This window comes from Methylocapsa polymorpha (assembly GCF_045689225.1).
Lineage (GTDB): Bacteria > Pseudomonadota > Alphaproteobacteria > Rhizobiales > Beijerinckiaceae > Methylocapsa > Methylocapsa polymorpha.
Genome location: NZ_CP136862.1, coordinates 2,701,560 through 2,728,507, shown reverse-complemented (window position 1 = coordinate 2,728,507; position 26,948 = coordinate 2,701,560). Strand labels below are relative to the sequence as shown.

General features: G+C 61.3%; 23 protein-coding genes and 1 pseudogene. 2 read left to right on the top strand and 22 right to left on the bottom strand.

The features are described 5' to 3' along the window. Positions 1–198: 198 nt before the first annotated feature. The 11 genes from RZS28_RS12510 to RZS28_RS12460 form a co-directional block, all read right to left on the bottom strand. On the bottom strand, positions 199–633 hold the full coding sequence (locus RZS28_RS12510; RefSeq protein WP_407338073.1) for a hypothetical protein: 435 nt from the start codon (positions 631–633) through the stop codon (positions 199–201). 12 nt (positions 634–645) lie between these two features. Beyond that, positions 646–1,728 (bottom strand): EscU/YscU/HrcU family type III secretion system export apparatus switch protein, encoded by a 1,083-nt coding sequence (locus RZS28_RS12505; protein ID WP_407338072.1) that lies wholly within the window; start codon positions 1,726–1,728, stop codon positions 646–648. 17 nt (positions 1,729–1,745) lie between these two features. Then, positions 1,746–2,783 carry a flagellar motor switch protein FliG gene (locus RZS28_RS12500; RefSeq protein WP_407338071.1) on the bottom strand — a complete coding sequence of 346 codons (1,038 nt, stop codon included), beginning with the start codon at positions 2,781–2,783 and terminating at the stop codon, positions 1,746–1,748. Beyond that, positions 2,784–3,116: a flagellar motor switch protein FliN gene (gene fliN / locus RZS28_RS12495; RefSeq protein ID WP_407338070.1), complete on the bottom strand. Its 333-nt coding sequence runs from the start codon at positions 3,114–3,116 to the stop codon at positions 2,784–2,786. A gap of 68 nt (positions 3,117–3,184) precedes the next feature. Continuing rightward, a complete protein-coding gene (locus RZS28_RS12490) occupies positions 3,185–4,126 on the bottom strand; it encodes a flagellar motor switch protein FliM (protein WP_407338069.1) in 942 nt (313 codons plus the stop codon). Between the two features lie 6 nt (positions 4,127–4,132). After that, positions 4,133–5,017, bottom strand: coding sequence for a flagellar motor stator protein MotA (motA, locus tag RZS28_RS12485; RefSeq protein ID WP_407338068.1), 885 nt, complete (start codon positions 5,015–5,017; stop codon positions 4,133–4,135). Positions 5,018–5,226: 209 nt separating this feature from the next. Then, the gene (gene ggt / locus RZS28_RS12480; protein WP_407338067.1) at positions 5,227–6,969 is read right to left on the bottom strand and encodes a gamma-glutamyltransferase; all 1,743 of its coding nucleotides are present in this window, start codon (positions 6,967–6,969) and stop codon (positions 5,227–5,229) included. A 203-nt stretch (positions 6,970–7,172) separates the two neighbouring features. Continuing rightward, on the bottom strand, positions 7,173–9,047 hold the full coding sequence (gene recQ, locus RZS28_RS12475) for a DNA helicase RecQ (protein WP_407341119.1): 1,875 nt from the start codon (positions 9,045–9,047) through the stop codon (positions 7,173–7,175). A gap of 125 nt (positions 9,048–9,172) precedes the next feature. Next, positions 9,173–9,904, bottom strand: a complete 732-nt coding sequence (locus RZS28_RS12470) for an ABC transporter ATP-binding protein (RefSeq protein WP_407341118.1) — start codon at positions 9,902–9,904, stop codon at positions 9,173–9,175. Continuing rightward, positions 9,873–10,610, bottom strand: coding sequence for an ABC transporter permease (locus tag RZS28_RS12465; protein ID WP_407341117.1), 738 nt, complete (start codon positions 10,608–10,610; stop codon positions 9,873–9,875). The genes RZS28_RS12470 and RZS28_RS12465 overlap by 32 nt, the downstream gene beginning before the upstream one ends. Before the next feature lie 6 nt (positions 10,611–10,616). Continuing rightward, positions 10,617–11,624 (bottom strand): ABC transporter substrate-binding protein, encoded by a 1,008-nt coding sequence (locus RZS28_RS12460; RefSeq protein ID WP_407341116.1) that lies wholly within the window; start codon positions 11,622–11,624, stop codon positions 10,617–10,619. A 175-nt stretch (positions 11,625–11,799) separates the two neighbouring features. Between RZS28_RS12460 and RZS28_RS12455 the strand changes: the two genes are divergently transcribed. Next, positions 11,800–12,195, top strand: a complete 396-nt coding sequence (locus RZS28_RS12455; RefSeq protein ID WP_407338066.1) for a c-type cytochrome — start codon at positions 11,800–11,802, stop codon at positions 12,193–12,195. Between the two features lie 10 nt (positions 12,196–12,205). Here RZS28_RS12455 and RZS28_RS12450 read toward each other — a convergent pair whose 3' ends face one another. From RZS28_RS12450 to hemC, 6 genes are read right to left on the bottom strand one after another with little or no spacing between them, the layout of a single operon-like run. Then, on the bottom strand, positions 12,206–13,054 hold the full coding sequence (locus RZS28_RS12450; protein WP_407338065.1) for an ABC transporter permease: 849 nt from the start codon (positions 13,052–13,054) through the stop codon (positions 12,206–12,208). Next, the gene (locus RZS28_RS12445; protein WP_407338064.1) at positions 13,051–13,839 is read right to left on the bottom strand and encodes an ABC transporter ATP-binding protein; all 789 of its coding nucleotides are present in this window, start codon (positions 13,837–13,839) and stop codon (positions 13,051–13,053) included. Before RZS28_RS12445 ends, RZS28_RS12450 begins: the two co-directional genes overlap by 4 nt. Next, a complete protein-coding gene (locus RZS28_RS12440) occupies positions 13,836–14,828 on the bottom strand; it encodes a YVTN family beta-propeller repeat protein (RefSeq protein WP_407338063.1) in 993 nt (330 codons plus the stop codon). Before RZS28_RS12440 ends, RZS28_RS12445 begins: the two co-directional genes overlap by 4 nt. 14 nt (positions 14,829–14,842) lie before the next feature. Beyond that, complete coding sequence (locus tag RZS28_RS12435; RefSeq protein WP_407341115.1) at positions 14,843–16,039, bottom strand: ABC transporter substrate-binding protein; 1,197 nt, start codon at positions 16,037–16,039, stop codon at positions 14,843–14,845. A 34-nt stretch (positions 16,040–16,073) separates the two neighbouring features. Then, positions 16,074–16,832, bottom strand: a complete 759-nt coding sequence (locus RZS28_RS12430) for a uroporphyrinogen-III synthase (RefSeq protein ID WP_407338062.1) — start codon at positions 16,830–16,832, stop codon at positions 16,074–16,076. 4 nt (positions 16,833–16,836) lie between these two features. Beyond that, positions 16,837–17,736: a hydroxymethylbilane synthase gene (gene hemC, locus RZS28_RS12425; protein ID WP_407341114.1), complete on the bottom strand. Its 900-nt coding sequence runs from the start codon at positions 17,734–17,736 to the stop codon at positions 16,837–16,839. Positions 17,737–17,992: 256 nt separating this feature from the next. Here hemC and tsaD point away from each other — a divergent pair, with 256 nt between their 5' ends. Next, a complete protein-coding gene (gene tsaD / locus RZS28_RS12420; protein WP_407338061.1) occupies positions 17,993–19,051 on the top strand; it encodes a tRNA (adenosine(37)-N6)-threonylcarbamoyltransferase complex transferase subunit TsaD in 1,059 nt (352 codons plus the stop codon). A gap of 10 nt (positions 19,052–19,061) precedes the next feature. Here tsaD and ruvA read toward each other — a convergent pair. From ruvA to treS, 5 genes and pseudogenes are all read right to left on the bottom strand, one after another. Then, a pseudogene (gene ruvA / locus RZS28_RS12415) lies at positions 19,062–19,676 on the bottom strand (Holliday junction branch migration protein RuvA). 58 nt (positions 19,677–19,734) lie between these two features. After that, positions 19,735–20,268: a crossover junction endodeoxyribonuclease RuvC gene (gene ruvC, locus RZS28_RS12410; RefSeq protein WP_407338060.1), complete on the bottom strand. Its 534-nt coding sequence runs from the start codon at positions 20,266–20,268 to the stop codon at positions 19,735–19,737. A 59-nt stretch (positions 20,269–20,327) separates the two neighbouring features. Further along, on the bottom strand, positions 20,328–21,863 hold the full coding sequence (gene dnaA / locus RZS28_RS12405) for a chromosomal replication initiator protein DnaA (protein WP_407338059.1): 1,536 nt from the start codon (positions 21,861–21,863) through the stop codon (positions 20,328–20,330). A 930-nt stretch (positions 21,864–22,793) separates the two neighbouring features. After that, entirely contained in the window at positions 22,794–23,060 is a 267-nt protein-coding gene (gene rpsT, locus RZS28_RS12400) for a 30S ribosomal protein S20 (RefSeq protein WP_407338058.1), read from the bottom strand. Between the two features lie 332 nt (positions 23,061–23,392). Further along, complete coding sequence (gene treS / locus RZS28_RS12395; RefSeq protein ID WP_407338057.1) at positions 23,393–26,656, bottom strand: maltose alpha-D-glucosyltransferase; 3,264 nt, start codon at positions 26,654–26,656, stop codon at positions 23,393–23,395. Positions 26,657–26,948 lie beyond the last annotated feature (292 nt).

Genomic DNA, 26,948 nt, shown 5'->3' with positions numbered 1-26,948 from the left:
TTGCGATAACGGACGCTTTCGTGCCGCCGCCATCGCTCTTGAAAGTCCAACAAAAAGTCTGGGTAGTCGGCCGAATTCGAAATCAACGCGCGTTTTTGCGATCAATCGCTCCAACTCCGGCGCAGGGAGGCGGCGTCAGGCATTCCGTGCGCAGGTTCAAGATCGCGCAGGACGAAGCCTAACAAGTGCGGTGGTCGGCTAGTGGCCCGCGATGGGAGTCCGCGCATCGGCTATTGCTTCGATCAGACGCGCAGTATCCTGATCCGGTCCGCCGGAAGAGCGCGAGACCGAAAAATGCTCAATCGTCACGTCCGTTTGAAAAGCGCTGAGGGTCAGTTTGAAGACGACCCGCACCGAGCGATGCCGAAACTCCATATCCAGGATGATCGTAGGCGCCCTGTCCCAGTCGAGTTCAAAATGGGCCGCGCCGCCGTAGGACAGTGTCCCGGGTTTAAAGAACGGTTCGATCGAGGAATTTACGATATCCTGGACATTGGCGAATTGGCGACAATGAATATAGGCGATGAAGTCCTCCACATCGACCAGCCGCAGTTCTGCAGCTACGGCTCCGACAGCCTCCCTGAAAACACCCACTCTGAGCTCGGCTTGATCGTCACGCTGAGCGAACGTCATGAATGGGTGCCTTCATTTTATCGATGATCTAGGGGGATTTTTAGAATAAAGAAAATGAATTAGCTCCGCCACGGCCTTATAGAATTCCGGCGGAATAGCTTGGTCGATCTCGACGCTGTCATACATGGACCGCGCAAGATTTTTGTCTTCGATGATCGGAATGGAATTCTGTTCGGCTATTTCGCGAATCTTGAGAGCTAGGAGATCCTGCCCTTTGGAAAGAACCACAGGCGCCCCGCCTTCCTCCTTAACGTAGCGAAGCGCGATTGCGTAATGAGTGGGGTTGGCGATCACCAATGTCGCCTTGGGAACCGCCGCGATCATGCTCTTGCGCACGCGATCCAGCGCGAGCGAGCGAAGCCTGGCTTTCCTCAAGGGATCGCCCTCACTCCGCTTCAGCTCATCCTTGACGTCCTGCTTGCTCATGCGCAGATCCCTTCGCCAATGCGCGCGCGCCCAAAGAAGATCCACGGCAAGGAGCAGGACTGTCACGATGCAGACCACCGACAAAAGCCGCATGGCAATCGCCAGGATCATTTCCGGAATCGCTTCTGGCTCGACCGCCATCGCGTTCGCCAAATTTCCTTGTTCCCATCTCAGGACGGTCGATATTACTGCGCCAACGGATATCAATTTGAACAACGCCTTGAGGAATTCGGCCTGACCACGCGCGCCGAATATACGACGCCAACCGTTGACCAATGATATACGTTGAAAGTCAGGTCGAATTCGATCCGGCGCGATTTGGGGCGCGTTCTGCAGGAATGAAGACAAAAGTCCCGAAACCATTAGGATGACGAACAGCGGAATTAGAAGCCGGAACATGTCCCAGGCGACGAAGGCGAGCAGCGCGACCGCGTCAAAGCCGTTGCGAAGCGGCCATTCGCTAGAGTCGCCGAACAATCTTTCAAGCGTTATAGTTATAGAGCGAGCGGACTCCCTGATCATAAAGGCGGCGATGATCAATATGCCGGCGACAGACGCGAAAATGGAGGCTTCCCGAGAAATCGGGACATTCCCTCGCTCGACCTCATCGCGAATCTTATTTTCGGTCGGTTCTTCGGTCTTGCTATCCTGGTCCGCCTGCTCCGCCATGGATGTCCAACGCGCGGCTATTCATACAGCTCATCTTCGTCCTCAGACGAATTGAGGTCGATCTCTCCATTGCTGGACAATTCGAGAGCGGTATCGGCGATCATCCTGCGCGCTTTGAGGACGTCACGCTGCAGCGCCGGCCCGCCGTTTGCCAGCTCGCTGTCAACGATGCGACGGGCCCTCGTCGCAAGCGACGACAAGATCGCATCCCGGAATCCCGCATCGGTGCCCTTCAATGCGAGCACCACGAGCTCAGTCGGAATCTTATCGAAGAGGACGCTGCGGGCCTTGGGCTGCAGCTTGATAATGTCGTCGAATGTGAACATCAGCCCTCGCAGAACCTCGACGGCTTTCGGACGCGCCGCCGCTAGGCTCTGCATCACGTCCTCCATCTGATCGCGATCCATCTTGTTGATGATATTGGCGAGGCGCACGTTTTGCTCGCTGCCGCTCTGGCGCGATAGATTGGACAAGAGATCCTCTTGCAATTGTCGTTGAATGATGCGAACGGCCGCCTCGGTGACGGGCGCGATGCTCAGCATCCGGCGCATCATCTCGTTGCGGAGATCACGCGAAAATTGTCCCATGACCTTGGCGGCGCAGACAGGACTGACTTTCGATAGGATGAATGCCGCAGTTTGCGGATGCTCCTTCACAAGATAGTTGCCGAAGATTGCTTCCGAGACATTCGACAGGCGCTCCCACATCGCCTGATTGGAATTACCGGTGACATCCGACATGACGTCGGCGATCTGCTCCGGCGACAGAACGCCATCGAGCAATTGCTCGACTTCGTTTGGCGAGCCGAGCAAATCTACGCCGCTCATGAATTGGCCGGCGAATTCCTCGACCAGCGTCTCGAGCGTTGGAACCGGCACAATTCCAAGCTCCGCAACGGATCTCGTAATCTGCTTCAGTTCATCGACGTCGAAATGTTTCAAGAGCCGGCCGGCAAGAGGCTTTCCCATAGCGAGCAGCAGCGCCGCGACTCTTTCGGGCCCCTTCAGCGACCGCGGACTTGCGCTGCCGTTCATCGAAACTGCGGACGCCATCATTTATTCAACGGATCCGGTCGGACCGACAATCTCCGTAAGGGAGACGCCGAAACGGGAATTATCGTCCTCGACCACAACAATTTCCCCGCGGGCGATCACGCGCCCATTCACGACGACATCGACCGGTTCGCCGACCCTATGATCGAGAGGGATCACCGCGCCGCGCCCGAGCTTGAGCAGATTAGAGACTGGCATTGTCGCTGAGCCAAGCACAACCTGGACGACGACGGGAATACGCAGGATCACATCGAGATTCCGATTGCCTTGCGACTTGACAAAGGCTTCTTCGCCGCTCGCCTCTGGATCAGGCGGCGCATCTTGAGTTTCGGACATGATGTTGAATATCCCCATTGTGTCATTGACGCTAGTTCGCAACAGCAACCGCTTTGACGCCCATCTGGTCAGTGAGACAGGACGTCATCGATGAATTCCTGTTGTTGGTTCACAAACTCATCGACGCGAAGCACATAGACTCCATCGGCCTGACCAAGGTTGCACCAGAAAAGCGGCTGCGCATTGCACTCCAGCTTCACTCGCGTTTTGGTCGTGGCCTGCAAGGCGAAGACTTGCCCGACTTTCAGGCTTGCGATATCCGCCAAGATAAATTGGCGTTCCTCGATTACGCCTCGGACCGCAACTTCCGTTCGTCCAATTTCGGTCTTGATCTGCTTAGTCCAGCGGGGGTCGCGCACGGACATGTCGGCTGACAGATCGCGTCCTAGATGTTGGCGAACGGAATTGAGCGCCGTTTGCGGAATGAGGACGAACATCTCGTTGCTGCGGCCCAAAATTCGAAGCTTGATTTTGGCGTTTACCCCGAATGTGTTTCTGGGCGCTATGACCGCAAAGTCGAGCCGCGTCTCAACACGCTCCAATTTGAATTGCGTATCGCACACGGTCGCAAACGAGCCCTGCAACGCATTGCCAAGCAGCTCGAAGGTCTTTTGGGCGAGACGAATTTCAAGGTTGGACAACTGACGCTTTTCGACGGTCGGAGCCTCGCCGCCATCCCCTCCGAACAAAGCCTCCGCCAGGGCGAAGACGAAATTGTGATCGAGGCCGATAAGGATGCGCGAGTCCCAAGCCTGCACATGGAATATGCCAATGACGACATTTCCTTCGTAGGCGTCGAGAACGTCTCCGATCCGTTTTGTGCCTATTGCATCGACCGAAAAAAAAGCGGGAGCGGCCGACAATTGGCGCAAGTTTTCGGAACATTGCGCGGCCATCCGATCGAAGATCACATGCAGCATCGGCATGCGATCGACGGAGACCCCCGCGGCGTCGAGAAGCCGCTCAGGACCGCTTCTCAAAATCGAATTCTTCGCGTGCGATTCTGACATGGTCGATCAAGCCGCCTGTTGTTGGCTAGCCCTGCCCGCTCCGCCCGAAACCGTCTCGTTCTCGACCATGTCGATCGACGGACGATCATGCGACGAGATGGTCTTGCGACCATGTTCGAGCGCGATTTGCGGCATGGCGCCATTCATGAAGGCGAGCAGCGTCTGCTTGACGATGACATAGAGACGGCAGCGCTGGGCCCGCGTAACCTTGATCTTATGCGCGAGCGGGGCGACCAAGGCGTAGGACATGAATATTCCGGCGAACGTGCCAACGAGCGCCGCCCCGATGAGCCCACCGAGGAGTTCAGGCGACTGATCCAACGCGCCCATCGCCTTGACCACGCCTAGGACGGCGGCGACAATCCCCAGCGCCGGCAGGCTATCGGCGATCGTGGTCAGCGCGTGATATGGCTTTAGCTTGTCATGGCTCACCGTCTGGATCTCTTCATCCATCAGAGCCTCTATTTCATGGGTTCGGGCATTGCCGATAATGATGAGGCGGCAATAGTCGCAGATGAAATTGGTCAGATCCATGTCGGCGAGCACTTTTGGGAAGTTCTTGAAGATCGTCGACTCGCTCGGATTGTCTACATGCTGCTCGACTTCGCTGCGCGCTTTGCCGCGCAATTCCCGCATCAGGGTGTAGAGAACCCCAAGAACGTCGAGATAGTCGCGCTGCGCAGGGGCGCGGTCGAGAACCGCCTCGGCGATAGCCCGGCCGGTGTCCTTGATCGTCAGCAGCGGGTTCGCGACAATGAACGTGCCGAGGGAAGCTCCGCCGATAATGACAAATTCCCAGGGCTGCCAAATCACCGAAATATGGCCGCCCATCGCGGCGAAGCCGCCGAGCATGCAGCCGACGGCGACAATCATGCCGATTAAAAATGCCAAAAGCCCGCCTCCCCCGTTAACGACCCGTGGAAATCGTTAATCGGCGGGCCTTGCTCCAAGCTGAATTGCGACGCTTCAACTCAGCGCAATTGCGTGCGCCCCAGCTCGCTTCGGCAAGAGCATCATTCTGTGAATCTGGAGATAATTCGGTTAAGAAAAAGGATCAAAGGCAAGCAAACTCGAAAGGCGCCGGCCTCGTCCTGGCCGCCTCAATACCCGGCCGCGAGCGCGCCGCGCCGACGGGTGTCGGCGGCGCCCAGCAAGAGGCCGTTCGCCCGCGCTATGCTCTGGGCCGAGCCCCACGCATCGTGCAAAGCGAGCTTGTGCCCGAGGCCTTCGAGCAGCCTGATCGTGTCGACGGAAAGGCCGCGCTCGGCTTGCAGTTCGTCCGGAGACCATTGATGGTGGATGCGCACGGCCTCCGTCGCCTCGGCGACGTTCATGCCGAAATCAATGATGTCGAGGATGATTTGCGCGACGATCGTAATGATGCGCGAGCCGCCGGGCGATCCGGTCACAAGCTCAAGCTCACCATCGCGAAACACCATGGTCGGCGCCATCGACGAGAGCGGGCGCTTGCGCGGCGCCGGCGCATTCGCGGCGCCTCCGACGAGGCCGTAAGCATTGGGAGCGCCGGGCTTCGCCGCAAAATCATCGAGCTCATTGTTGAGCAGGACGCCCGTCCCCTCGGCGACGAGGCCGAGACCATAAGAAAAATTCAGCGTATATGTGTTCGCGACCGCATTGCCCTCGGCGTCGACTATCGAGAAATGCGTTGTCTGATCGCTTTCATAAGGGGCCAGATCGAGCGGCTGGATCGCGGCGGACGGCCGCGCCCGCTCGGCTGAAATCTCCGTCCGCACGCGCGCCGCATAGGCTTTCGATACAAGGGCTTGCACCGGGATCGACGTTTGGTCGGGATCGCCGAGATATTCGGCGCGATCGGCATAGGCCAATTTCATCGCTTCGGCCAAGAGATGAATCCCGGCGGCCGAATTGGCGCCGAGATCGCCGAGCGGAAAGCCTTCGAGCACATTCAGAAGCTCGATGATATGCACGCCTCCGGACGATGGCGGCGGCATGGCGACGATCTCATGACCGCGGTAAAATCCATGCAAAGGCGTGCGTTCGATCGCGCGATAGGATTTCATGTCGTCTCGCGACATGCGGCCGCCGGCGGCGCGGACGCTCTGCACGATTCTCGACGCGACCGGCCCCTCGTAGAAAGCCCGCTCGCCATCGCGCCCGACCGCCTCGATCACCGCGGCGAGATCGGATTGAACGAGCCTGTCGCCCCGCCCCAGCGGCGTCCCATCCGGGTGCAGAAAGACCCCTGCCGCGGCGGGCCAGCGTTTCAATCGCGTTTGCGCATGGTAGAGCGAGTCGGCGAGATCGTCTTCTACCGCGATTCCCGCGCGGGCGAGCGCTACGGCAGGCGCCGCGAGTTCGGCGAGAGAGAACTTGCCCGAACCATAATTGCGCAAAGCAAGAGAGAGGCCCGCGACGGTTCCCGGCACGCCGACGGCGAGGCCGGTGTCGCGGGATTTGGCTGCCACCGCCTCGCCCTGGGCGTTCAGGAAAACATCGGGTGGCGTGTCGCTCGGGGCGGCCTCGCGGTAATCGATCGCGACGGATTTTTTTTCCTTGCCGAGATAGATCAGCATGAAACCGCCGCCGCCAAGATTTCCGGCTTGCGGCAAAGTCACCGCCAGAGCAAGGCCGACGGCGACTGCGGCGTCAACCGCATTGCCGCCGCGCCGCAGAATATCGACCCCGACTTGCGCCGCCGTTCCCTCTTGGGCGACGACCATTCCATGGCTTGCGAGCGCCGGCAAAAAACGGGCGCCCTGCGACGGGATCAGAGGCGTCAGCGGATCGGCGAGCGACGCGAAAGCGAAGAGTATGCAAAGCGCGACGGCGCAAACAGGCTTGCGCCATGCCCGCAACGCCATTGAGCGAATCGGCCCCGTTGTCATTTCAGTCTTTTGGCTCACGTCTCGATCAACCTCGAGGCTGCGCGGCGCCGAAGCCTCGCCACATATTTTCCTCTAGCCTGTCCATAGGACAGGCTAGCCGTTAAACCAATCGGGAGTTGGTGCGCGCAGCATTAACTTTTCTTAATGGCGCAGAATGCAAAAACGCTTGACGCGGAAGCTCACGCATCGTTTTCGCAGCTTGCGACGACGGCAAGAAAAATCGCGCCATAGCGCTCAATCTTGCTCGGCCCAACGCCTTGAATGGCGCGCATGTCTTCGTTGCTTGTCGGGCGTCGCCGCGCCATCTCGATCAGCGCGCTGTCGTGAAATATGACGAAGGGCGCCAGCTTCTGCGCCCTGGCGATCTCCAGGCGCTTGGCTTTGAGGGCGGCGAGGAGCCTATGTTGCGCCGCCGTCAGCATGGGAGGCGCCGCGCCCGGATCGAATGTCGCGCGCGGAAGCGCCGGATCTTTCGCCTGCGCCGCGTCGATGTCTTGCAAGCTTCGCCGCAGGTCGGCCTTGCGCCCGCTCGGCAATGTGATTTCGCCGCGCAACGTCAAAGGCGCCTTGCCCGCGAGCACAGAGCGACCGGTCTCGGTGAAGATCCAGCGGTCGCGATCCTCCGGATCTTGCGCGATCAAGTTCTCTGCGTGAAGCTGATAGAATATGCTGCGCCATTCCGCAGGCTTCAGCTCCTTGCCGACGCCGAAGGTCGGCAGAAGGTCATGGCCATGCTTTCTGATCGCCTCGGTCGCGTTGCCGACGAGGAGATTGGCGAGATGCCCGGAAAAAAATCGCCCCGATGTGCGATGAATGGCGGACATGACTTTTTGCGCCGCGACGACGCCATTGAAGAAAGGCCATTTGCCTTCGCAAATGTCGCAATTGCCGCAAGGCTGCGAGGCCTCGCCAAAGGCGGCGAGCAGAGTTTGGCGACGGCAGCGCGGCGTTTCGCACAAAGCGATCAGCGCATGTAGTTTTCGCCTCTCCATCCGCTTGCGCTCAGCCGGCGCGTCGCTCGTGGAAATTTGCCGCTCGCGCAAAAGAATGTCGCTGTCGCTAAACAAGGTCAGCGTATCGGCGGGCAGGCCATCGCGTCCGGCGCGGCCGATTTCCTGATAATAGGCCTCAATGCTTTGCGGCAGATCGGCGTGGCAGACGAAGCGGACATTGGGCTTGTCGATCCCCATCCCGAAAGCGATCGTGGCGACAATGACGACGCCGTCATTGCGCAGGAATTCGTCCTGGTTCGCCGATCTGATTTCCGCGTCGAGCCCGGCATGATAGGCGAGCGCGGGGACGCCGTTCGCGCTGAGCGTCCGCGCGAGTTGTTCGACGCCGTTGCGCGAGGCGCAATAGACAATGCCGCTTTGGCCCTCGTGGCGTTTGACCGCGGTTTCGATTTGCCGCGCGGCGTCCGACTTGCGCCGCATGGCGAGACGCAGGTTCGGCCGATCGAAGGAGCGGATAAAAACGCGCGGCTCCGCGGCGAATAATTTGCGGATGATGTCCGCGCGCGTCGGCGCGTCGGCGGTCGCGGTGACTGCGATGAGTTGAAGATCGCCGATTGCTCGCGCCGCCTGCGCGAGACCGAGATATTCGGGCCTGAAATCATGGCCCCATTGGGAAACGCAATGGGCTTCGTCGATCGCCAAGGCGTTCGCGCCGGCTGCCCGAAGAAGCGCCACCGCGTCAGGGCGCACGAGGCGCTCCGGGGCGACATAGACGAGGCGATAGCGGCCTTGCCGAAGGCCTCTTTCGACCATCGCGTTATCTTCGCCGCTGTTGGACGAATTCAGCGCGGCGGCCGGCACTCCGGAGCGCTGCAATTGCTGCACCTGATCGCGCATCAGGGCGATCAGCGGCGAGACGACGATCGTAAGGCCCTTGCGAACGATCGCCGGCAATTGATAGCAGAGCGACTTGCCGGAGCCCGTCGGCATGACCGCCAGAATATTTTCGCCGGAAAACACCGCCTCGAGTATGTCCCGCTGCCCTGGCCGAAAGCTTGTAAAGCCGAATATGCGCTCTAGCGCCGCCTCCGCCTCATTCATTTCCGCAAGCACGACGCCCCCGATTCGCCATCCGCCGCGACCGAGGATTTTTAGAGCAGATGTTCTTTGGACGAAAGCGCGATGCGATCCGACGCGGTCGGGACCATCCCGAAAAACTGGTCAAATCACGAAGCCGCTTTTGCGATGAGCGAAGCGATCTCGGCCTTTATCCCCACTGCGCGGGCCGGCGTCAGCGCAAGGCGCGGCGTCTCGATGGGCCGGTCGCCAATGATGCGCCCCGGCGCGCCCGACAAGACGATTATGCGGTCAGCGAGCGAGATCGCTTCTTCTACGTCATGCGTGACGATCAGAGTCGTCGCTCTATGCGTCTCGACAAGCGCCATGAGCTCGGCACGCAGGCGCATGGCGAGGGCGGCGTCGAGCGAGACAAAGGGTTCATCGAGAAGAAGCAGGTCTGGCTTGACCGCGAAAGCCCGCGCGATGGCGACGCGCCTGGCGAGGCCCAGCGACAATTCGCCCGGAAAATGATCGAGATGAGCAGCAAGGCCGAGGGCAGCGACGATCTCGTCGAGGCCGGTCTCCGGCGAAGCGCCGGCGAGCCGCAGATTCTGCGAGACGGTTCGCCATGGCAGGAGCCGCGGCTCCTGGAAAACCATTCCGAGTCTGTGTGGAGACGGAAGCCAGACGCGGCCGTCGAAATCATGGTCGAGCCCAGCGACAATGCGCAGCAATGTCGTCTTGCCGCAGCCGGAGGGCCCAAGCAAGGCGCAGACTTCGCCCGGCTTCAGCGCGAAGCCAACGTCGCGGAGCGCGACGCGGGTTTCGCCAGAAGCGGCGCGAAACGCCTTCAGCGTAATGGCGACCTCAAGCCCGTTGCGGCCGCCAGCGGGAGACATGTCGCTCGATGGGTTGGACAATGAAAGTCTCTATCGCCAGCATGAGGCCGACAAAGGGAAGCGCATAGGCCAAAAGCCGCGTCACGTCGAACAATTGAAAAGCGACGCCGATTTCGAAGCCGACGCCGTTCGAGCGGCCGAGCAACTCGACGACGAGGACGATCTTCCAGACGAGAGACAGGCCGGACCGCGTCGCCGCCGCGAGATAGGGCGCGAGCTGCGGCAGGAGAATATGCCTTACTCTTACGCCGAAAGGCATGGCGAAAACGCGCGCCATCTCATCGAGGCTCGCATCGAGCGCGCGGGCGCCTTCGCGCACGGTAGCCGCCGTGTTCGGCAATTTATTAAGCGCGACCGCTCCGATCGCCGCGGTTTCGTTGAGCCCAATCCAGATATAGGCGAGCACGATGATGACAAGCGCCGGCAGGTTCAGCAGAATGATCAGCCAGGGATCGCATAGGCGGTCGACCGCCTTGTGGCGGCCCATGGCCATGCCGAGCGCGGTCCCTAACCCCATGGCCAGCGCGAAAGACGCCATGACGCGGAGAAGCGTGATCGCTAGATTGAGGAAAAGCGCGCCCGAACGCGCTTCCGCGCCGATGACGGTCACCACGGCGAGCGGCGCGGGCAGCATGCGCGGTCCGGCGAGGCTCGAGCCCAATTGCCAGATGAGCAGAAGGACCAGGAGCGAAGCCAATCTGAACAGCACGAGTCAATAGTCCTGAGGAGCCTGATAATAGGCGCCGGCGTCAAGCTCCTGCGCCGGTCCGACAAGCTCCGGCCCGCCGATCTTCGCAAGGACGCGGTAGAGTTCACGGGCGTCGGCGGCCTCCGCCTCGATCGATCGGCGAGGAATGCCATCTATATAAGCTTGGCGATAAAGCGCGAGTTGCGCGGGATCGCTCACCCCGATCCGCGGCGCAAGCTTCTCCCAATCCGCGTCGGAGCTGGCGAGGCTTTCCTTGGCTTCAGCCGCGATCTTGAAGAATCGCGCGAGGGCGGCCGGATTTTTTTGCGCAAAACTTTCGTCGAAGACATAGCCCACCATGGCCACCGGCCCCTTGGCGCCGAGACGCCGCTCCACCTCCTCCATGTCCAGGAGCCGCCGGAAGCCGCGCGCCTCGAGAGCGACGCAGAAATTCCAAAAGTTGAGGCTGGCGTCGGCTTCGCCATTGGCGGCTTTTTCATAGAGAAGCGCCGGCGCTCCATAGACGATATGCGTCTGCGACTTCAAATCGAGATTGGAGCGTTCGGCAAGCGCTTGCAGCAGGAGCCAGCTCTTGTCCAAAGGGCCGCCGGCGACCGCCAGGTTGCGGCCCTTCAAATCGGCGAGATCATTGATCGGCGAGGCGGCCGGAACCATCAGCGCGCCAAGCGCGCTGGAGTAAGGCGCAAAGACCAGCCGCGCCCCAAGGCCTCTTTCCCGCGCCACCCACAATAAGTCGGAGAGGATCATGTCGACCGCGCCGCCGATGAGGGCGATCTTTCCAGCTTCGGGGGAGGCGAGCTCGGCAATTTCTATGTCGAGGCCGGCTTGCCTGTCCAGACCTCCGGCCTTGATGATCGCGAGCTCCCAGGCGAAGGTTCCCGTCCTTTGCACGCCGAGGCGCAGTTTTTCGGCGGCTACGGCTTGGCAATTGAAAAATAACGCGAGGGTAAGGTAAAATGCGGCCCGGCCCGAAGCGGCGCCCGCCGCTTTGGCCTTCGACCCAGGCGTCATTTTCCGAATGCGGTCGCCGGATTTCGGGAAGATCTGTGGGTTGTCTTGAGGCATGGTGTCAGGATACATGGATCGTGGCGCGAGCCCTAGCGAGGATCGCCGTTTTGGCCATAACGACGGGCCGTCAGCGAGAGCCTTATCAAACGCCTTTCGCACAAAGGGAAGGAAACGGGATATGAATTTGAAACTTATCTGCATGGCCGCCTCGGTCGCTTGGGCCGCATCCGCCGCCGGAGCCATGGCCGCGGACGCCGCCGCCGGCGAAACAATCTTTAATCAGAAGTGCAAGGTCTGCCATCAGATCGGCGAAGGCGCCAAGAACTTTGTCGGTCCCGAGCTGAACGGCCTGATCGGGCGCAAGACCGGCGCCGTCGAGGGCTATAGCTATTCCGACGCCAATAAGAATTCCGGCATCACTTGGGACGAGAAGAATCTGAAAGAATATCTCGCCAATCCCAAGGCCACCATTCCTGGCACGAAAATGATTTTCGCGGGCCTGCCCAAGGAGTCGGACCGAGACAACCTCGTCGACTACCTCGAGGAGTTCGGCGCCGACGGCAAGAAAAAGTAAGACGCAGCCTTTACAATCCCTCGCGCCGCATGAGCATGCCGCGCGAGGGATCATAGGCCAGTATGGCGGCGGCGAGAAAAACCGCCGTCGCCCCAAGCACCACCGCAAGAGCCAGCGGATTGACCTGTTGATATAAGGCGAAGCGGATCAGCTCGACGGCATGGGTGAAGGGATTAAGCTCGCAGAAGAATGCGAGCCAGGGACTGCCCTCCTTGACGCGCCAAAGCGGATAGAGCGCCGAGGACGCGAAGAACATCGGGAAAATGACGAAATTCATGACCCCGGCGAAATTCTCCAACTGCTTGATCAACGAAGACAAGAGCATGCCGAGGGCTCCGAACATCAGCCCGGAGAGAATTAGCGCCGGAAGCACGGTCACATAGCCCCAAAGCGAGGGCGGCTCGATCTCCCAGAGGTAAGCCACAAGCAGAAACGCATAGACTTGAAGCAGCGACACGGCTGCGCCAGCGACGAGTCTCGAGGTCAACAAGAACCATCGCGGCAAGGGGCTCACGAGAAGCGTGCGCATATTCCCCATCTCTCGGTCATAGACCATCGAGAGCGAGGATTGCATGCCGTTGAAAAGCTGAATCATCGCCATCAGCCCAGGCGTGATATAGACTTCATAAAGGACGTAAGTGTCATAGGGTGGAATGATCGATACGCCCAAGACCGAGCGAAAGCCCGCCGCGAAGATAAATAGCCAGACGAGCGGGCGGACCAGCGCGGAAATGAAACGTTCGCGCTGCTGAAGAAAGCGCAAAGCCTCGCGCCAGACCACACCCTTGAGGCAGATCGCATATTGGGCGACGCCAAAGCCCTTGGCGAGCGCCACGGCGTTCGGAGCCTGGTTCGTCATCTCGCCTCACCTTCAATCCGGCTCGCGCCGGTCAGCTTGGCGAAGGCGGCGCCCATGTCGGGCGCCCCCGCGCGCGACGCGACTTCGCCGACATTGCCTTTGTCAAGCAGCCGGCCGCGATGCAAGACGACCACGTCGTCGCTTGTCTCGACCTCGTCGATGAGATGCGTCGCCCATAAAACGCCAATGCCTTCGCGCGCAACGAGTCCACGCACATGGGCGAGAATATCGGCCCGCGCCTTGATGTCGAGACCGACGGTCGGCTCATCAAGCAGCAGCATGCGGGGGCGATGCAAAAGGGAGCGCGCGATCTCGACGCGGCGCATCTCGCCGCCAGAGAGATCGCGGACCTTGTCCTTTGCGCGATCGGCCATCTCGACCTGCTCCAGGACGCTTTGCATCCGATCCCGCGCCTGCCGCGCGCCAATGCCATGCAGCGCCGCGTGATAGGCGAGGTTTTGCGCGATCGAGAGATCGAGATCGAGCGTTCGCGCCTGAAACACAACGCCGAGCCGGCGGAGCGCTTCGCCAGGCGTGCCGCCGACGTCAAAGCCGAAGATTCGGATCGCCCCGGATCGCGTGGCGAAGAGCCGCGTGATCAAGGAAAACAGCGTGCTTTTGCCTGCGCCGTTGAGGCCGAGCAGGACGGCGAAGCTCGAAGGCCTTACGCTGAACGAAACATTATCGAGAGCCCTGCGCCTGCCGTAACTATGGCTGACGCCGACGACGTCGAGCGCCGCCGGAGCCTCCGTCGCGGGGTCCGTCGTTCGCGTCACAAAGCTCATTGTCTTGCAATCGCAACGCCCCAGGGAAACGACCCGACCGCGATCGATTTCAAGACCTTGAGCGCAGCCACGTCGATCACCGACACGTCGTTCGACACGCCATTGGTCGTATAGAGATATTTTCCGTCCGGCGTGAACGCCAACTGCCAGACGCGTTGTCCAACGAGAAGATATTTTTCGACTCGTTTCGTGACGGCGTCGATCACCGCGACGCGGTTCGCGGGGCCAAGCGCCACAAAAGCTCTTTTCCCATCATGCGAGAATCTTATTCCGACCGGCTGAATGGCCTCCTTGGAAAGGCCAGGGATCTCGAAGGCGATCTTCTGCTTGACCTGATGGCTGGCGGCGTCGATCACGCTGACCGTGCCGCCAACCTCGGCCGAGACCCATAATTCTGAGCCGTCCGCGGTATATTGCGCGGAGCGCGGCCTTGCGTCGACAAGGACATTGGCGAAAATCTTGCGCGTTTGCGTGTCGATCAGATGCGCCATATTCGTCGTTTCCGACGTATTGACGAGCACCTTGCCGTCAGGGCTCAGCGCCATGCCCTCGGGTTCGACGCCGACCGGAATTTCCGCGACGATTTTCCGCGACGCGACGTCGATTGCCGTAACGAGATTGTCGTTTTCGTTCGACGTATAAAGAAGCTTGCCGTCGGGGCTCAAGATCAGCAGCTCCGGGTCAGGGCCGGACGGCAGATCGCCGACGATCGTCAAACTCTTCGTGTCGAGGATCTGGATGGCGTCGTCGTCGCCGGCGCAGATGAACAATTGGTCGCCATCCTGGCTCAAGGCGATTCCGCGCGGACGCTGGCCGACCTTCACCGTCTTCGTGACTTCCAGCTTATCCGTATCGATGATCGAGATGGAATTGCCCTTCTCGTTCGAGACATAGGCGGTGAACGCCTTGGCCGGCGCAACAGCTGCAACAGCCAGAACGGCAAGCGCCAGGGCGCCGAGCCGGAAAAGATGCGAAGGAAAAGCCGTCATTCCGCGGTCCGCAATCATTGCAATTTGCATTTCGTTTCCGGCTGGTCGAAGCCCAGAGTATCGAGTTCCGATGTCTGATGCAGGAAGCCTTCCTGCGGCGAAACGGAGACAATCATGCGGCCGTCGCCGAGCAGGATCGGCTGACGCAATTGCTGGTTCCACCGCCGCAAGGTCTGCTTCTGGCCCTTGAACGCGGCGATGGAAAAATCCGGCCCGACGAGATAATCGCGGATGATCTTGGGATCGCTCGAACCCGTCCGGTTCGCCGCCTCGCCAATCATGCGCATCGCGACCCAAGCCTGATTGTCGCGCTCATTCATGCGTCTTGCGGCGAGCTTCATGAACCTGTTCTGCAACTGGATCGCGCCCCATTGCTCATGCGCTCCATCCCAGCTCAGGGGCTTCAATCCGGCCGAGCCCGCGACCAGGCGCGGATCATAGGTGCGATAGGGCAGATAATTGGCGAAGACGTCGCTTTCGTCGGCTGCGACGAGGACGTCATAGGCCGGCGCGTTTTGCGTCGCGACCGGCACGAGCCTTTGCGTTTGCACGCTTCCGGAATCGGAGCGGCGGCCGCCGCCCGTGTCCTCATAGACGCGCTCCTCGACGATCTTGGCGCCGAATTTTTTTGCCGAACGGCGCAAGGCGTCGGCGAAAAGCTGGTCCTCGGGATGCGATCCCTTGATCAGCAACCAGCGCTTCCATTGCTTCCAGACCAGATATTGGGCGAGGCCGTCGGCGAGCATGGAATGCGTCGGCGCGACATGGATCACATCGGCCCGGCAGTTTTCCTCGCGCAGCGAATCATCCGGCGCGCTTGTGTTGAAAAGCAGGATATTCCTGTCTTTCGCCGCATTCGCGAGCTTGAGAATCTCGGAGGCGGGAAGGTCGACGAGGACCAGCGAAACGCCGCGCTCGGCGAGGCTGTTCAAGGCGGCGACAGGGTCGTCTCCTTGCTTCAGGCGAATATCCTCGATCGAAAAGCTCTGGCCGAGGAAGCGGCCGGTCGTATTATTGTCCTCGGCTGCGAGCCTAGCGCCGGCGACGCCATCGTCATCCACCGGAATGTCGAGGATCGAGACCGTCTCCCGCACGTGCGGGGCGCGGATGAAGCCCGCCTTGACGCTGAGGACTTCGCCCGCTCGCGCCGAGTCAATCCCCGCCGCTTGGGCCAAGGCGAGAAGGCCCGCGAGAAGGGCAAGCTTCAACATCATGATAGGATGATGATCCAGCGCGGCCGCCTAATCAAGATCGCGCATCGCGGTGCGCCAAGGATGTTTTCGCCTTCGCCGCCAGCGCGGCGACGAGGGTGAGCACCGCCTGTTCATTAGGCTTTTCGGCGACATGCACCTCGTTCAATCCAGCGGACCGGAGCGGCGACGCCGCGTCGGACGAAATCGAAACATGGGGGAGCCTCGAAACATCGACGCCTGCTTGCCGCGCAAGGTCCAGGAAGATTTCCGCGCTGCGTCTGGAATAATGCAGCACGGCCCCAATCTCCCCCGCATCGAGAAAACCGATGGCCTCTTCGCTTAGGCCCTCCGCCGCCTGCGCCGAATAGACTTCGATTGTCTCGACGCTCTTGCCCGCCTCCGCAAGCGTCCTCTCGAGATCGGGCTTGCGGTCGCGTCCGGCGAGATAGACCAGACGGCGCGACACATCGACATTCGCAGCCACGCTTGCCGCGAGCTCTTTGGCGTCAGGCGCGATCGTGGCGGGCCCTTCGAAGCCGCGTTCGCGCGCGGCGTCTCGCGTGCGCTCGCCGACGAGAAACAGAGGCATCAGGCGGCGCGCCTCCGGCAAAGGCCAATCCGGCGTATCGGAAAACAGCTCGAAAGCTTGCGCGCTCGTCGCCAACACGCCGCCGACGACGCCGCGCGGCCATTCGGCGCCGGTCGGCACCATGTCCAGAACGGGAGAAAGAACCGCGCGATGGCCGTTCGCGGCGAGCTTGGTGGCGGTGCGCATGCCTTCGTCCAAGGCGCGGGTGAGCAAGACCAGCATGTCTCTAGTCCTTGAAGAAATCGGCGGGAAGCCGGGCGAGCAGATCGGATCCCGCCGCCGCGCCGAGCGCCGCCGCCTCGCCCGAAGGCCCGCGCAAGACGGTTTCAAAAAACTGTGATCCGTCCGTCTTCAGCACGACGCCGTGGAAAACGATTTCGCTATTCTCGAGCCTTGCATAGGCGCCGATCGGCGTTTTGCAGGACCCGTCGAGGACATGCAGGAATGCGCGCTCGCCGCAAGCGCCGCGCCGGTCGCCGCGTCGAGGATCGGCGCGAGCGCGTCTTGCGCCCTCGTCGCCGGCCCGGGCCGTGACGGCGATCGCGCCTTGTCCAGCGGCCGGAACAAATTCCCGCACGTCGAGGACGGCCGTCGCTCGGGCTTCGAGGCCAAGCCGCTTGAGGCCGGCGAGCGCCAGAAGCGTGGCGTCGACTTCGCCCGCCGCGAGCTTGGCGAGGCGCGTCTCGACATTGCCGCGCAAAAGAACAATCGACAGATCGGGACGCAGGCGCTTGACCATGGCGCCGCGCCGCAAGGACGCCGTGCCGACGACCGCGCCCGACGGAAGCCCGAGCGGATGCGGCGCATGCGGGGAGATCCAAGCATCGCGCACATCCTCGCGCGAAAGATAGCCGGCGATCACGATCTCAGCGGGCAAATAGGTCGGCACATCCTTGGCGGAATGTACGGCTATATCCACGTCCCCGCGCGTCAAGGCGAGGTCGAGCTCCTTGGTGAAAAGCCCTTTGCCGCCTGCCTCGCTCAGCGAACGGTCCTGGATCGCGTCGCCGCTCGTCTTTATGACGACGATCTCGATTGCGTCTTTCTCGATGCGATGCGCCGCCGCGAGGCGGTTTCTAAGCTCATGCGCCTGGGCCAGCGCCAGAGGGCTCCCGCGCGTTCCGATCTTGAGTTCGAGCGCCTGGTCGCGATGGGAGCTGGAGCGAGAGATCGGCGGATTTCCTTAATTGAATGGATGGTTCTATAGCTTGGAAATTATCGCGGCCGATGTTAGACGCCAACATCTATCGGAAGATCAAGCGCATTTTCAAGCGAAGCGGATGTCGCCCCGGCATCGGGAATGCGTTGCGGAAAATATTGGGAGCAATCTCACGATGGCGTTCGTCGCGAAATTGCTCATGAGGCAGCACTGAAAGGCGCCTATGCGCGTTCTCGGAATTGAAACGACTTGCGATGAAACCGCCGCCGCCGTCGTCCGGCTGGAGCCGGGCGGAGCCGGCCAGATCCTCTCGAACGAGGTCATGAGCCAAATCGCCCAGCATGCCGCCTATGGCGGCGTGGTGCCGGAGATTGCGGCGCGCGCGCATATCGAAATCATCGATAGGCTGGTCCGCCGCGCGCTCGACCGCGCCGAGACAAAATTGGCGGATCTCGACGGCATAGCGGCCGCAGCGGGCCCGGGCCTCATCGGCGGCGTCATCGTGGGCCTGACGACGGCCAAGGCTTTGGCCCTGGCGAGCCGCAAGCCTTTCATAGCGGTGAACCATCTCGAGGCGCACGCCCTGACGGCGCGTCTGACCGACGAGGTCGAGTTTCCCTATCTGCTTCTTCTCGTGTCTGGCGGCCATACTCAGCTCGTCGCCGTGAAAGGCGTCGGCGACTATCTTCGCCTCGGCTCGACCGTCGATGACGCCGTCGGTGAGGCCTTCGACAAGGTCGCCAAAATGCTCGGCCTGCCCTATCCGGGCGGCCCAGAAGTCGAAAAGCTCGCGGCGGAGGGCAACGCCGCCCGTTTCGATCTTCCGCGGCCCATGCTTGGCAGGCCGAAGCCGGACTTTTCGCTTTCCGGCTTGAAGACCGCGGTTCGGCTCGAAGCGGAGCGCATCACGGCTTTGACCGCAACCGACGCCGCCGATCTTTGCGCCTCTTTCCAGGCGGCGGTCGTTGATACGATCATCGACCGTTCGCGCGCCGGCTTGCGTCTCTTCCGCGAAACGGTGGGCCCCGCCAACGCCATGGTCGTCGCCGGCGGGGTCGCCGCCAATGGCGCGATTCGCCGTGCGCTGATGCGCTTTTGCGGCGAAAGCGGGCTGCGGCTCATCATGCCTCCGCCGCATCTTTGCACCGATAATGGCGCGATGATCGCCTGGGCCGGAATCGAGCGGCTGTCGCTTGGCCTGATCGACGACATGACCTTCGCCGCGAGGCCGCGCTGGCCGCTCGACTCCAATGCGGAAGCGGCGCATCACGGCAAGGCGTGACGCGCAGACGTCACTGCGCCAATTCCCTGAGTCCGCGCCGGATCAACTCCGCAGCCGCGGCGCCCTCCCCGAGCGCCGCCACCGACGCGGCCACCGCCGCCGCCGCCTGCGGCCGGCCATAACCCAGATTGACCAAGGCCGAGATCGCGTCATTGATGGCGGCGGAGCGGCCTTGCCGTCGTCAAAGCCAGGGCCGCGCAAAAGGCTCGCATCGGCCGCGCCGCCAACCGCGCTTATCTTTCAATTCCGCCACGATGCGCGCGGCGAGCTTCGGGCCGACGCCGGACGCCCGCGCGATCGCCGCCTTATCCTGAAGCGCGATCGCGGCGGCGAGCTCGGACGCGTCGAGAATGGCTTGAACGGCGAGCGCCACCTTGGCGCCGACGCCCTGCACTGATTGCAAAAGCCGGAACCAATCGCGTTCCGCCTCCGTGGCGAAGCCGAACAAGCGGATGGAATCTTCGCGCATTTGGGTCTCGATGGCGAGCGTGGCGGCCTCGCCGGGTCGCGGCAGCCTTTGCAAGGTGCGGCCCGAGCAATAGACAATGTAACCGACGCCGTTCACGTCAAGGATCACAAAATCCTCGCCGCTCGAATCGATGACGCCTCTAAGCTTACCGATCATGGTTGCGCGAATCGCCGAGCCTGTGAGAGGCGACCGGCTTTCGTCGGCTCCTCGTAAGTCAAATCGCCCTCCCCCGCCTTTGGCCTTGAGCCACATGGGCTTTGGCGCGAAATGCGCGAAGCTGCGCGTGGGTGATCGCCACGGCGAGCGCGTCCGCCGCGTCGGCGCTTTTCGCGCCGCTATTGGGCAGAAGGAATTTCACCATCATCGCGATTTGCGTTTTTTCTGCATGCCCGCTGCCAACCACGGTCTTCTTGATGAGATTGGCGGCATATTCGGCGACCGGCAAGCCCGCGATCGCCGGCGCCAGGAGCGCAATCCCGCGCGCTTGGCCGAGCTTTAGGGCTGATTGCGGATCGCGGTTGACAAAGGTCTCCTCAACCGCCGCCTCGACCGGCGCGTGACCCGCAATGACGGCGGCCAGACCCTCGTGCAGCTCGCATAAGCGCTCGGCGAGCGCAGCCTTTTCATTCGAGCGGACGCAGCCGCACGCCACATAGGCGAGCCGCGAGCCCAAGACCTCGATGATCCCCCAACCGGTGTTCCGGAGGCCTGGATCGATGCCGATAATGCGAATCGCCTTGTCCTGCATGGGCGGAGCCTACCCCCAATCAGGGCGGATCGGGAGCCCCAGGACGAAGGCGCGCGCCGTCACTCCATCAGCATGCGCTTCAGCAGCTCGAGCTCCTCGGACAAGGTCCCGTCGGAAGTTGCGAGACCCTCGATCTTGCGCACGGCATGGAGCACGGTCGTATGGTCGCGGCCGCCGAACCGCCGGCCGATTTCCGGCAGCGACCGCAATGTCAGCACCTTCGAAAGATACATCGCAATCTGGCGTGGACGCACGACATTCGCGGTTCGCCGCGAGGAAAGAATGTCGGCGCGGCTCACATTGAAATGGCTCGCCACCAGTTTCTGAATATCCTCGATCTTGATCCGTTTCGGCTCATGCGTTCGCACCAAATCCCTGATCGCGAGCTCGGCGGTCTCCACGCCGAGCGGCGCGCCGTTCAACGAGGCATGGGCGAGCAGCCGGTTGACCGCGCCGTCGAGATCGCGGCCATTCGTTTGAATGACGCTCGCGACATAGGCCGTGACGGCGGGCGGAACCTCGAAATTCGGATGCACCTGTTTGGCGGCGGCGATGCGCGCTTCGAGAATCTTGATTCGGAGCGGTTCGTCGAGCCCTCCCATCTCGACGCAAAGGCCGCCAGCCAGCCGCGAGCGAACCCGTTCATCGAGACTTTCCAGATCGCCCGGCGGGCGGTCGGCCGCGATCACAATCTGCCGCCTGGCGTCGATCAAAGCATTCAACGTGTGGCAGAACTCCTGCTGGATCGACTTGCCTTGCAGGAACTGGATGTCGTCGATCACGAGGACGTCGATGCCGCGCAGCTTTTCCTTGAAGGCGATCGCCGTCTGCGCCTTGAGGGCGGAGACGAAGCCATACATGAAGCGCTCGGCGGTGAGGTAGATGACTCGGCGCGTGACCGCCGAGGCCGCATGCGCGACGGCTTGGAGAAGATGGGTCTTGCCGAGTCCGACCGAGGCGTGGAGATAGAGCGGATTGTACAGAAGCGGCTCTTCGGGCGCCGCCGAAGCCACTCTTTGCGCCGCCGCGTGGGCAAGCTGATTGGACCTGCCGATGAGGAAATTGGAAAAATTCAGCCGCCGATCAAGCGGAGAGCCGGCGATGATCTCCGCGTCGCCACATTCGGCGGATGCTCTTGCGACGCGCTCGGACGTCCTGTGCTGGGAGGGGAATTTTAGCTCGGCGTGAGCGGAGTCGGAAGCCGGCGCCGAGGAAGCCACGCTTCTGTCTCCAGCCGCATGCGCGTCGGTCGCCTGGGCGGATGCGGCGAGGCCGGATGCGCGGCCGGCGGTCGTCCGCGTCGAGGACCGAACAGTGATCGACAAGCGCTTGACGTCGGGAAATTCGCCGGCGAGCGCAAGCAAGATCTTCTCGGCATAGTGCGACTGAATCCAGCTCTTCAGGAACTTGGTCGGGACCGAAAGATAGGCGTTCGCCTCGGAAAGATCGTCAAGTTCGAGGCGGCCGAACCAGGAAGAGAAAACATCGTCGCCAAGCTCGGCCCGCAAGCGGCGGCAGATGCGCATCCAAGCTTCCTCTTTAGAGGCGGCGCTGTTTGGAGAGGTCGAATTACCTCGGTCTCGAGGTTCGTTCATTTGTCTGCGCCAATCCAGCATTGGTCTTCTTCTATGAATCGAGACAAAATAGAGGCGTCCGCTCGCTTTGCGGCGCCAAAACGTCTCTTAAGAAATCATGGGATTGAGGACGTCGCGAAACCTAGTCGCGGAAGCGCCGACGATGCCGCGTCGAAGCCCAACGGGCCACGCGCCCGCGCGCTGGCTCACGCCAATCTGACGCCGTCTGAGGATGAAAAAGCCGATATCGCGCAAACAGATTCACGGCCACGGACCCCCCTTGCACCGCATGGTATATCAAGGACCTCGCATTCAGGTAGCAAAACAAAGCTTCAGATCGGCGACAGCATAAACTCAAAACTCAAGGATTCTCTGCTCATCTGAAAAGTTTCGATTGGGCAAGCTGCCGTCAGAGACTGTGCGTAAAAACGCCCAAACAAGTTTAGCACACGCCACCGTTGCGCGGTTACGCGCTCTACGCAAAAAAAAACCGGAAAGCGCGTCGGAGTTGTGCCTTCAGCTCTTCGGTTGGTGCATCCCGAACGCAATAAGACTTTAACATAGGCCGGGGGCTCCGCAAGGCTCCGCTTTGCGAAAAATTCACTGCCCCAACGCGCCTTGTGGCTATCGCTCTCGAACGACTCAAGCGCTGCTAGCGTAAACGTCTGATTTCGTGCGAATCCGCCATCGGCGTCGGAGGCGGCGCGGGGCTCTCAGCCGAGCGTAGATGAGAACCAAAAAAGGCCTAACGCCGCGCATAAAACTGTCGCAATGGGGGCCGAGCTCTGGTCTTTGGCTACAAGCTATTGAGTTGCATGGAAAATAGATGTTCGATGGAATCACGGGCGCGGCGATGCGGCGCTATTTCTTTCGTTGAAGCCGCGCAAAGAAAAAGCCTAGCTTTCGCTAGGCTTATGAATGAATACATCAATCATCGATCGAGCTGGATAATCACTTGCCCAAGGCGTTTACACGGTGGCTCAGCCGCGAAACTTTTCGTGAAGCCGTGTTTTTATGCACAATTCCTTTTTGTGCGGCCCGCATCAACAGCGGCTCCGCCGCCCGAAGCGCCGCGACGGCCGCGCCCGAATCTCCAGACGCAATCGCCTCTTCGACCTTGCGGACATAGGTGCGCATCTGACTGCGGCGCGACTTGTTGATCTTTGTGCGACGCTCAATCTTGCGGACGGCCTTCTTGGCCGAGGGAGTATTCGCCATCTAAACAATGTTCCTGGACAATGGCCGTCGCATTTAAGGGCGGCTCACAAACAGCCGCTGACGCATGGCCTCGAGAGGTTGTGCTTATACTCGTGAACGATCCGGCCCGTCAATGCCGGAGCGGGATCGAATCGGCGCGTTATTTTGCGACCGCGTCAGGGCGGCCTTCTCGAGAGCGGTCCGCGCGACGGAGGGGCGCGTCCGATCGGCGAGCCCTTCCTAAATCGGAATTGCTCGTTTTGTCGCGCTCATTCCGAACCTATGCGGCCCCGACGCCCGTCGCGGCGCGAAGATTCGAACGTCCAAAGGAGGGAATGGAAGCTTAAAGGCGTTCATTGCGCCTTCGCCGCGTAATCCAGGATCGCATTCACGCCTTCTATGGGAACGTCGACCCAATCGGGCCGGAAGAAGGCTTCGCGATTGATTTCGTCGAGCGCTTTGACGAGCAGGTAAAGGATGAGCAGCCGCCTTCGCGTGGCCGGATCCTCGATCCAAATCGGGTTATCGCGCGCCGCCTCCATATAGGACTGGACAAAGATCTGGGAAAACTCGAAGAGCTGCTCGCTCAGCCTTGCCCCTGCCGTCAGCGGGTCCGGCACGAGCTTGGCGACATCGCGTCTCGCAGCAGTGGCCACATAGGCGAATGAGCGCAGCATGCTCGCGACATCGCACAGAGGCGAGGTCTTGGCGCGCCTTTGCTCGAGGGTTTTTTCCGAAGGGCCGCCCTCGAAGCCGACGATGATAAGATCGTCCTTTGCGACAAGCGCCCGACCGAGATGATAATCGCCATGAACTCGGATCTTGATCGCGCCCAGCGGCTCTTTCGCCAGACTATCGATCAAGCCGAAACACTCCGGCCGCCGGGCGAGGAGTCGTTCGGCCCCGATTCTCGCTTCATGATTCGCGGCCGTATCGATTGTTTGCAATCGCGCGAAGGCGAGCTCCGCCAAGTCTCGCGCCTCGTCGACGATCTGGAGCACGTCGGCGAAGGTCAGAGGTTCGGCTTGGAAGATAGCGTCATCGGTTGGCGTCGCCAGGGCTCTGTGCATTTCGGCGGTTCGCCGACCGAGCCGCTGCATATGCGGAACATAGGTCGAGAAGCTTTCCGGCGCCGATTGGTCGTCTTCCGCCCGCCCGAGGGCCAGAGCCTCCAAAACGCGCTTCAATGCTTCAAGCGTCCAGGTCCACGCGTCGCCTTGGCAACGGACAAAAGTTTGAAAGACGGCCAGCGTGGTTCGGACCCCGTCGCAGTCGATGTGCTCGACCGTTCCGAGCAAGGGCGGCGTATTGGCGAAATGCGCCGCATCGGTCAGAAAGCGGCTGATCTCGACCTCGGGAAGAATGCCTGAATGCAGACGACGGTAGACCCTCAGAGCGATCTGATTGGCCAAGACGAGGGAGGTATGGCGCTGGTCGGCGCCAAAGCGGCGGATGTCGCTGGCGTCGATCGCAGGCTCGGCGTCGAGATGGCAGGTCGGCGCGAAGACGATTGCGCCCCTGCTGGCGTCCAACGTGTCCCCGCGCCGGAGCGCTGCGAGCATGGAGGCGCCGAACCGCGGGCTTGCGTCGCCGTCATAAAGCAGGCCGGCGAGGGCGCCGCGGCGCAGCTTCGCCACGACGGAGGAAAGCTCCGGCAGGTCTTCGCGCTCCTCCTCCGCCGCAAGCGGCGTGAAGTAAGTCTGGACCACCCCGCTGGCCAGGGCGACGTCGAGCATCGGGAGCACGAAGCGGCCCCGCTCGCCATCGCGAAGCACAGCGAAATCTTTCACAGAAACGCTCTGGATCGGCGTCCCATGACTGTGGAACCAGCGCCGCGACGTCAAGAATCGCGGCGCCACATCTCGCTCGAAAGCAATGAGCTCGCGCCCGGAAAGGATCGTTTCGAGCTTGCCGGTGGCGACGAGCGTGAATAATTCGGGCGCGAGTTGCGGCGCATATTGCGCGTCCTCCGCCTCGACCGTTTCAAGCCTGAACCAGAAGAAGCCATAGGCCGGGAGCGTCAAAAGATAGGGCGGCGCGCCAATCGGCGGAAACAGGCTGCCGGCCGTGAGCTCGACCGGGACGGAGCCCTTGAACTCCCCGAGATCGAGCTCCACGGCTTGCGGCGCCCGCGAGACGTTCACGACGCAGAGAATGCTCTCCGTGTCCGTCTCGCGTAAATAGGCCAGAACCTTTCGGTTCGAAGGATAAAGAAAGCGCAGTCCGCCGCGCCCAAACGCCAGATGCGAGCGCCGCACGGCGATCATCCGCCGCATCCAAGTCAACAAGCTGGACGGACTTGCAAGCTGGGCTTCCACATTGACGGCGCTGAAGCCGTAGACCGGATCCTGGATCGTCGGCAGGACGAGCTTGGCCGGATCGGCGCGGCTGAAGCCGCCATTGCGATCGACCGACCATTGCATCGGCGTGCGCACCCCGTCGCGATCGCCGAGATAGATGTTGTCGCCCATGCCGATCTCATCTCCGTAATAGATGACCGGCGTCCCAGGCATTGAAAATAGGAGCGAATTCAAAAGCTCGATCTTGCGCCGATCATTTTCGAGCAAAGGCGCAAGGCGCCGGCGAATGCCAAGATTGAGCCGCGCGCGCCGATCGGCTGCATAGAAGGACCAGAGATAATCGCGCTCCTTGTCGGTCACAACCGCGAGCGTCATCTCGTCATGGTTGCGCAGGAAGATCGCCCATTGGGCGCCTTCCGGAATTTCGGGCGTCTGCCGCATGATGTCGGTGATCGGGTGGCGGTCCTCCTGGGCCAGCGCCATGTAGATGCGCGGCATCAGCGGAAAATGAAAGGCCATATGGCATTCATCGCCGTGGCCAAAATATTGCGCCGTCTCTTCCGGCCATAGATTGGCTTCGGCGAGCAGCATGCGGTCGGGATAGTCGGCGTCGACCGCCGCCCTGATCTTCTTGATGATCGCATGGGTTTCCGGGAGGCTTTCGCACGACGTGCTCTCCCGCTCGATCAGATAGGGGATGGCGTCGAGCCGCAATCCGTCGACGCCCATGTCGAGCCAATAGCGCATGACGTCGAGGACGGCTTCCAAGACACGAGGATTGTCGAAGTTCAAGTCGGGCTGATGCGCGTAGAAGCGATGCCAATAATAGGCGTTGGCTGTCTCGTCCCAAGTCCAGTTCGACTTTTCCGTATCGAGAAAAATGATCGGCGCGTCCTTGTAGCCGTGATCCGCATTCGCCCAGACATAGAAGTTGCGAGCGGCCGACCCCGGTCTTGCCGCGCGCGCGCGTTGGAACCAGCGATGCTGATCCGACGTATGATTGATGACGAGCTCGGTGACGACGCGCAGGCCCCGCTCATGCGCCGCGCGCACGAAATATTTGAAGTCGCGCAGATTGCCATAGGCGCGATTGATCCCGCGATAGTCCGAGATGTCATATCCGTCGTCGCGCAACGGAGAAGGATAAAAAGGCATCAACCAAATCGCGGTGGCGCCGAGATCCTTCACGTAATCGAGCTTCTGCGTGAGGCCGCCGAAATCGCCGACGCCATCATTGTCGGAATCGAAAAAGGACTTCACATGCAGCTGATAGATTATTGCGTCGCGATACCATTGCACATCATTGCGATCGATCATGATGCGGCTTTCCTGGCGGCCGGAGCGAAATCGCAGTCGAGCGTCAATCGACGCCGGGCGACATCCGATGCGTCTCGCCGCGGCGCCAGAAACGCCGCCGACCCCTGAAGCGTTCCGTCACGCTTAGGGCTCGCTGCGATTCGCTTTGGGGATGAGATTACAGGGTATGCTCGCACGGGGCGATCTTATTGCCCACATTTGTTCGCGGCGCCAGTGTCGCGCTCAGCCGAATCGAGCCAAGCCGACGCGCCGCCCGAACCTATTTGCGAGGCGGCGCGCGGCTACCATTGCA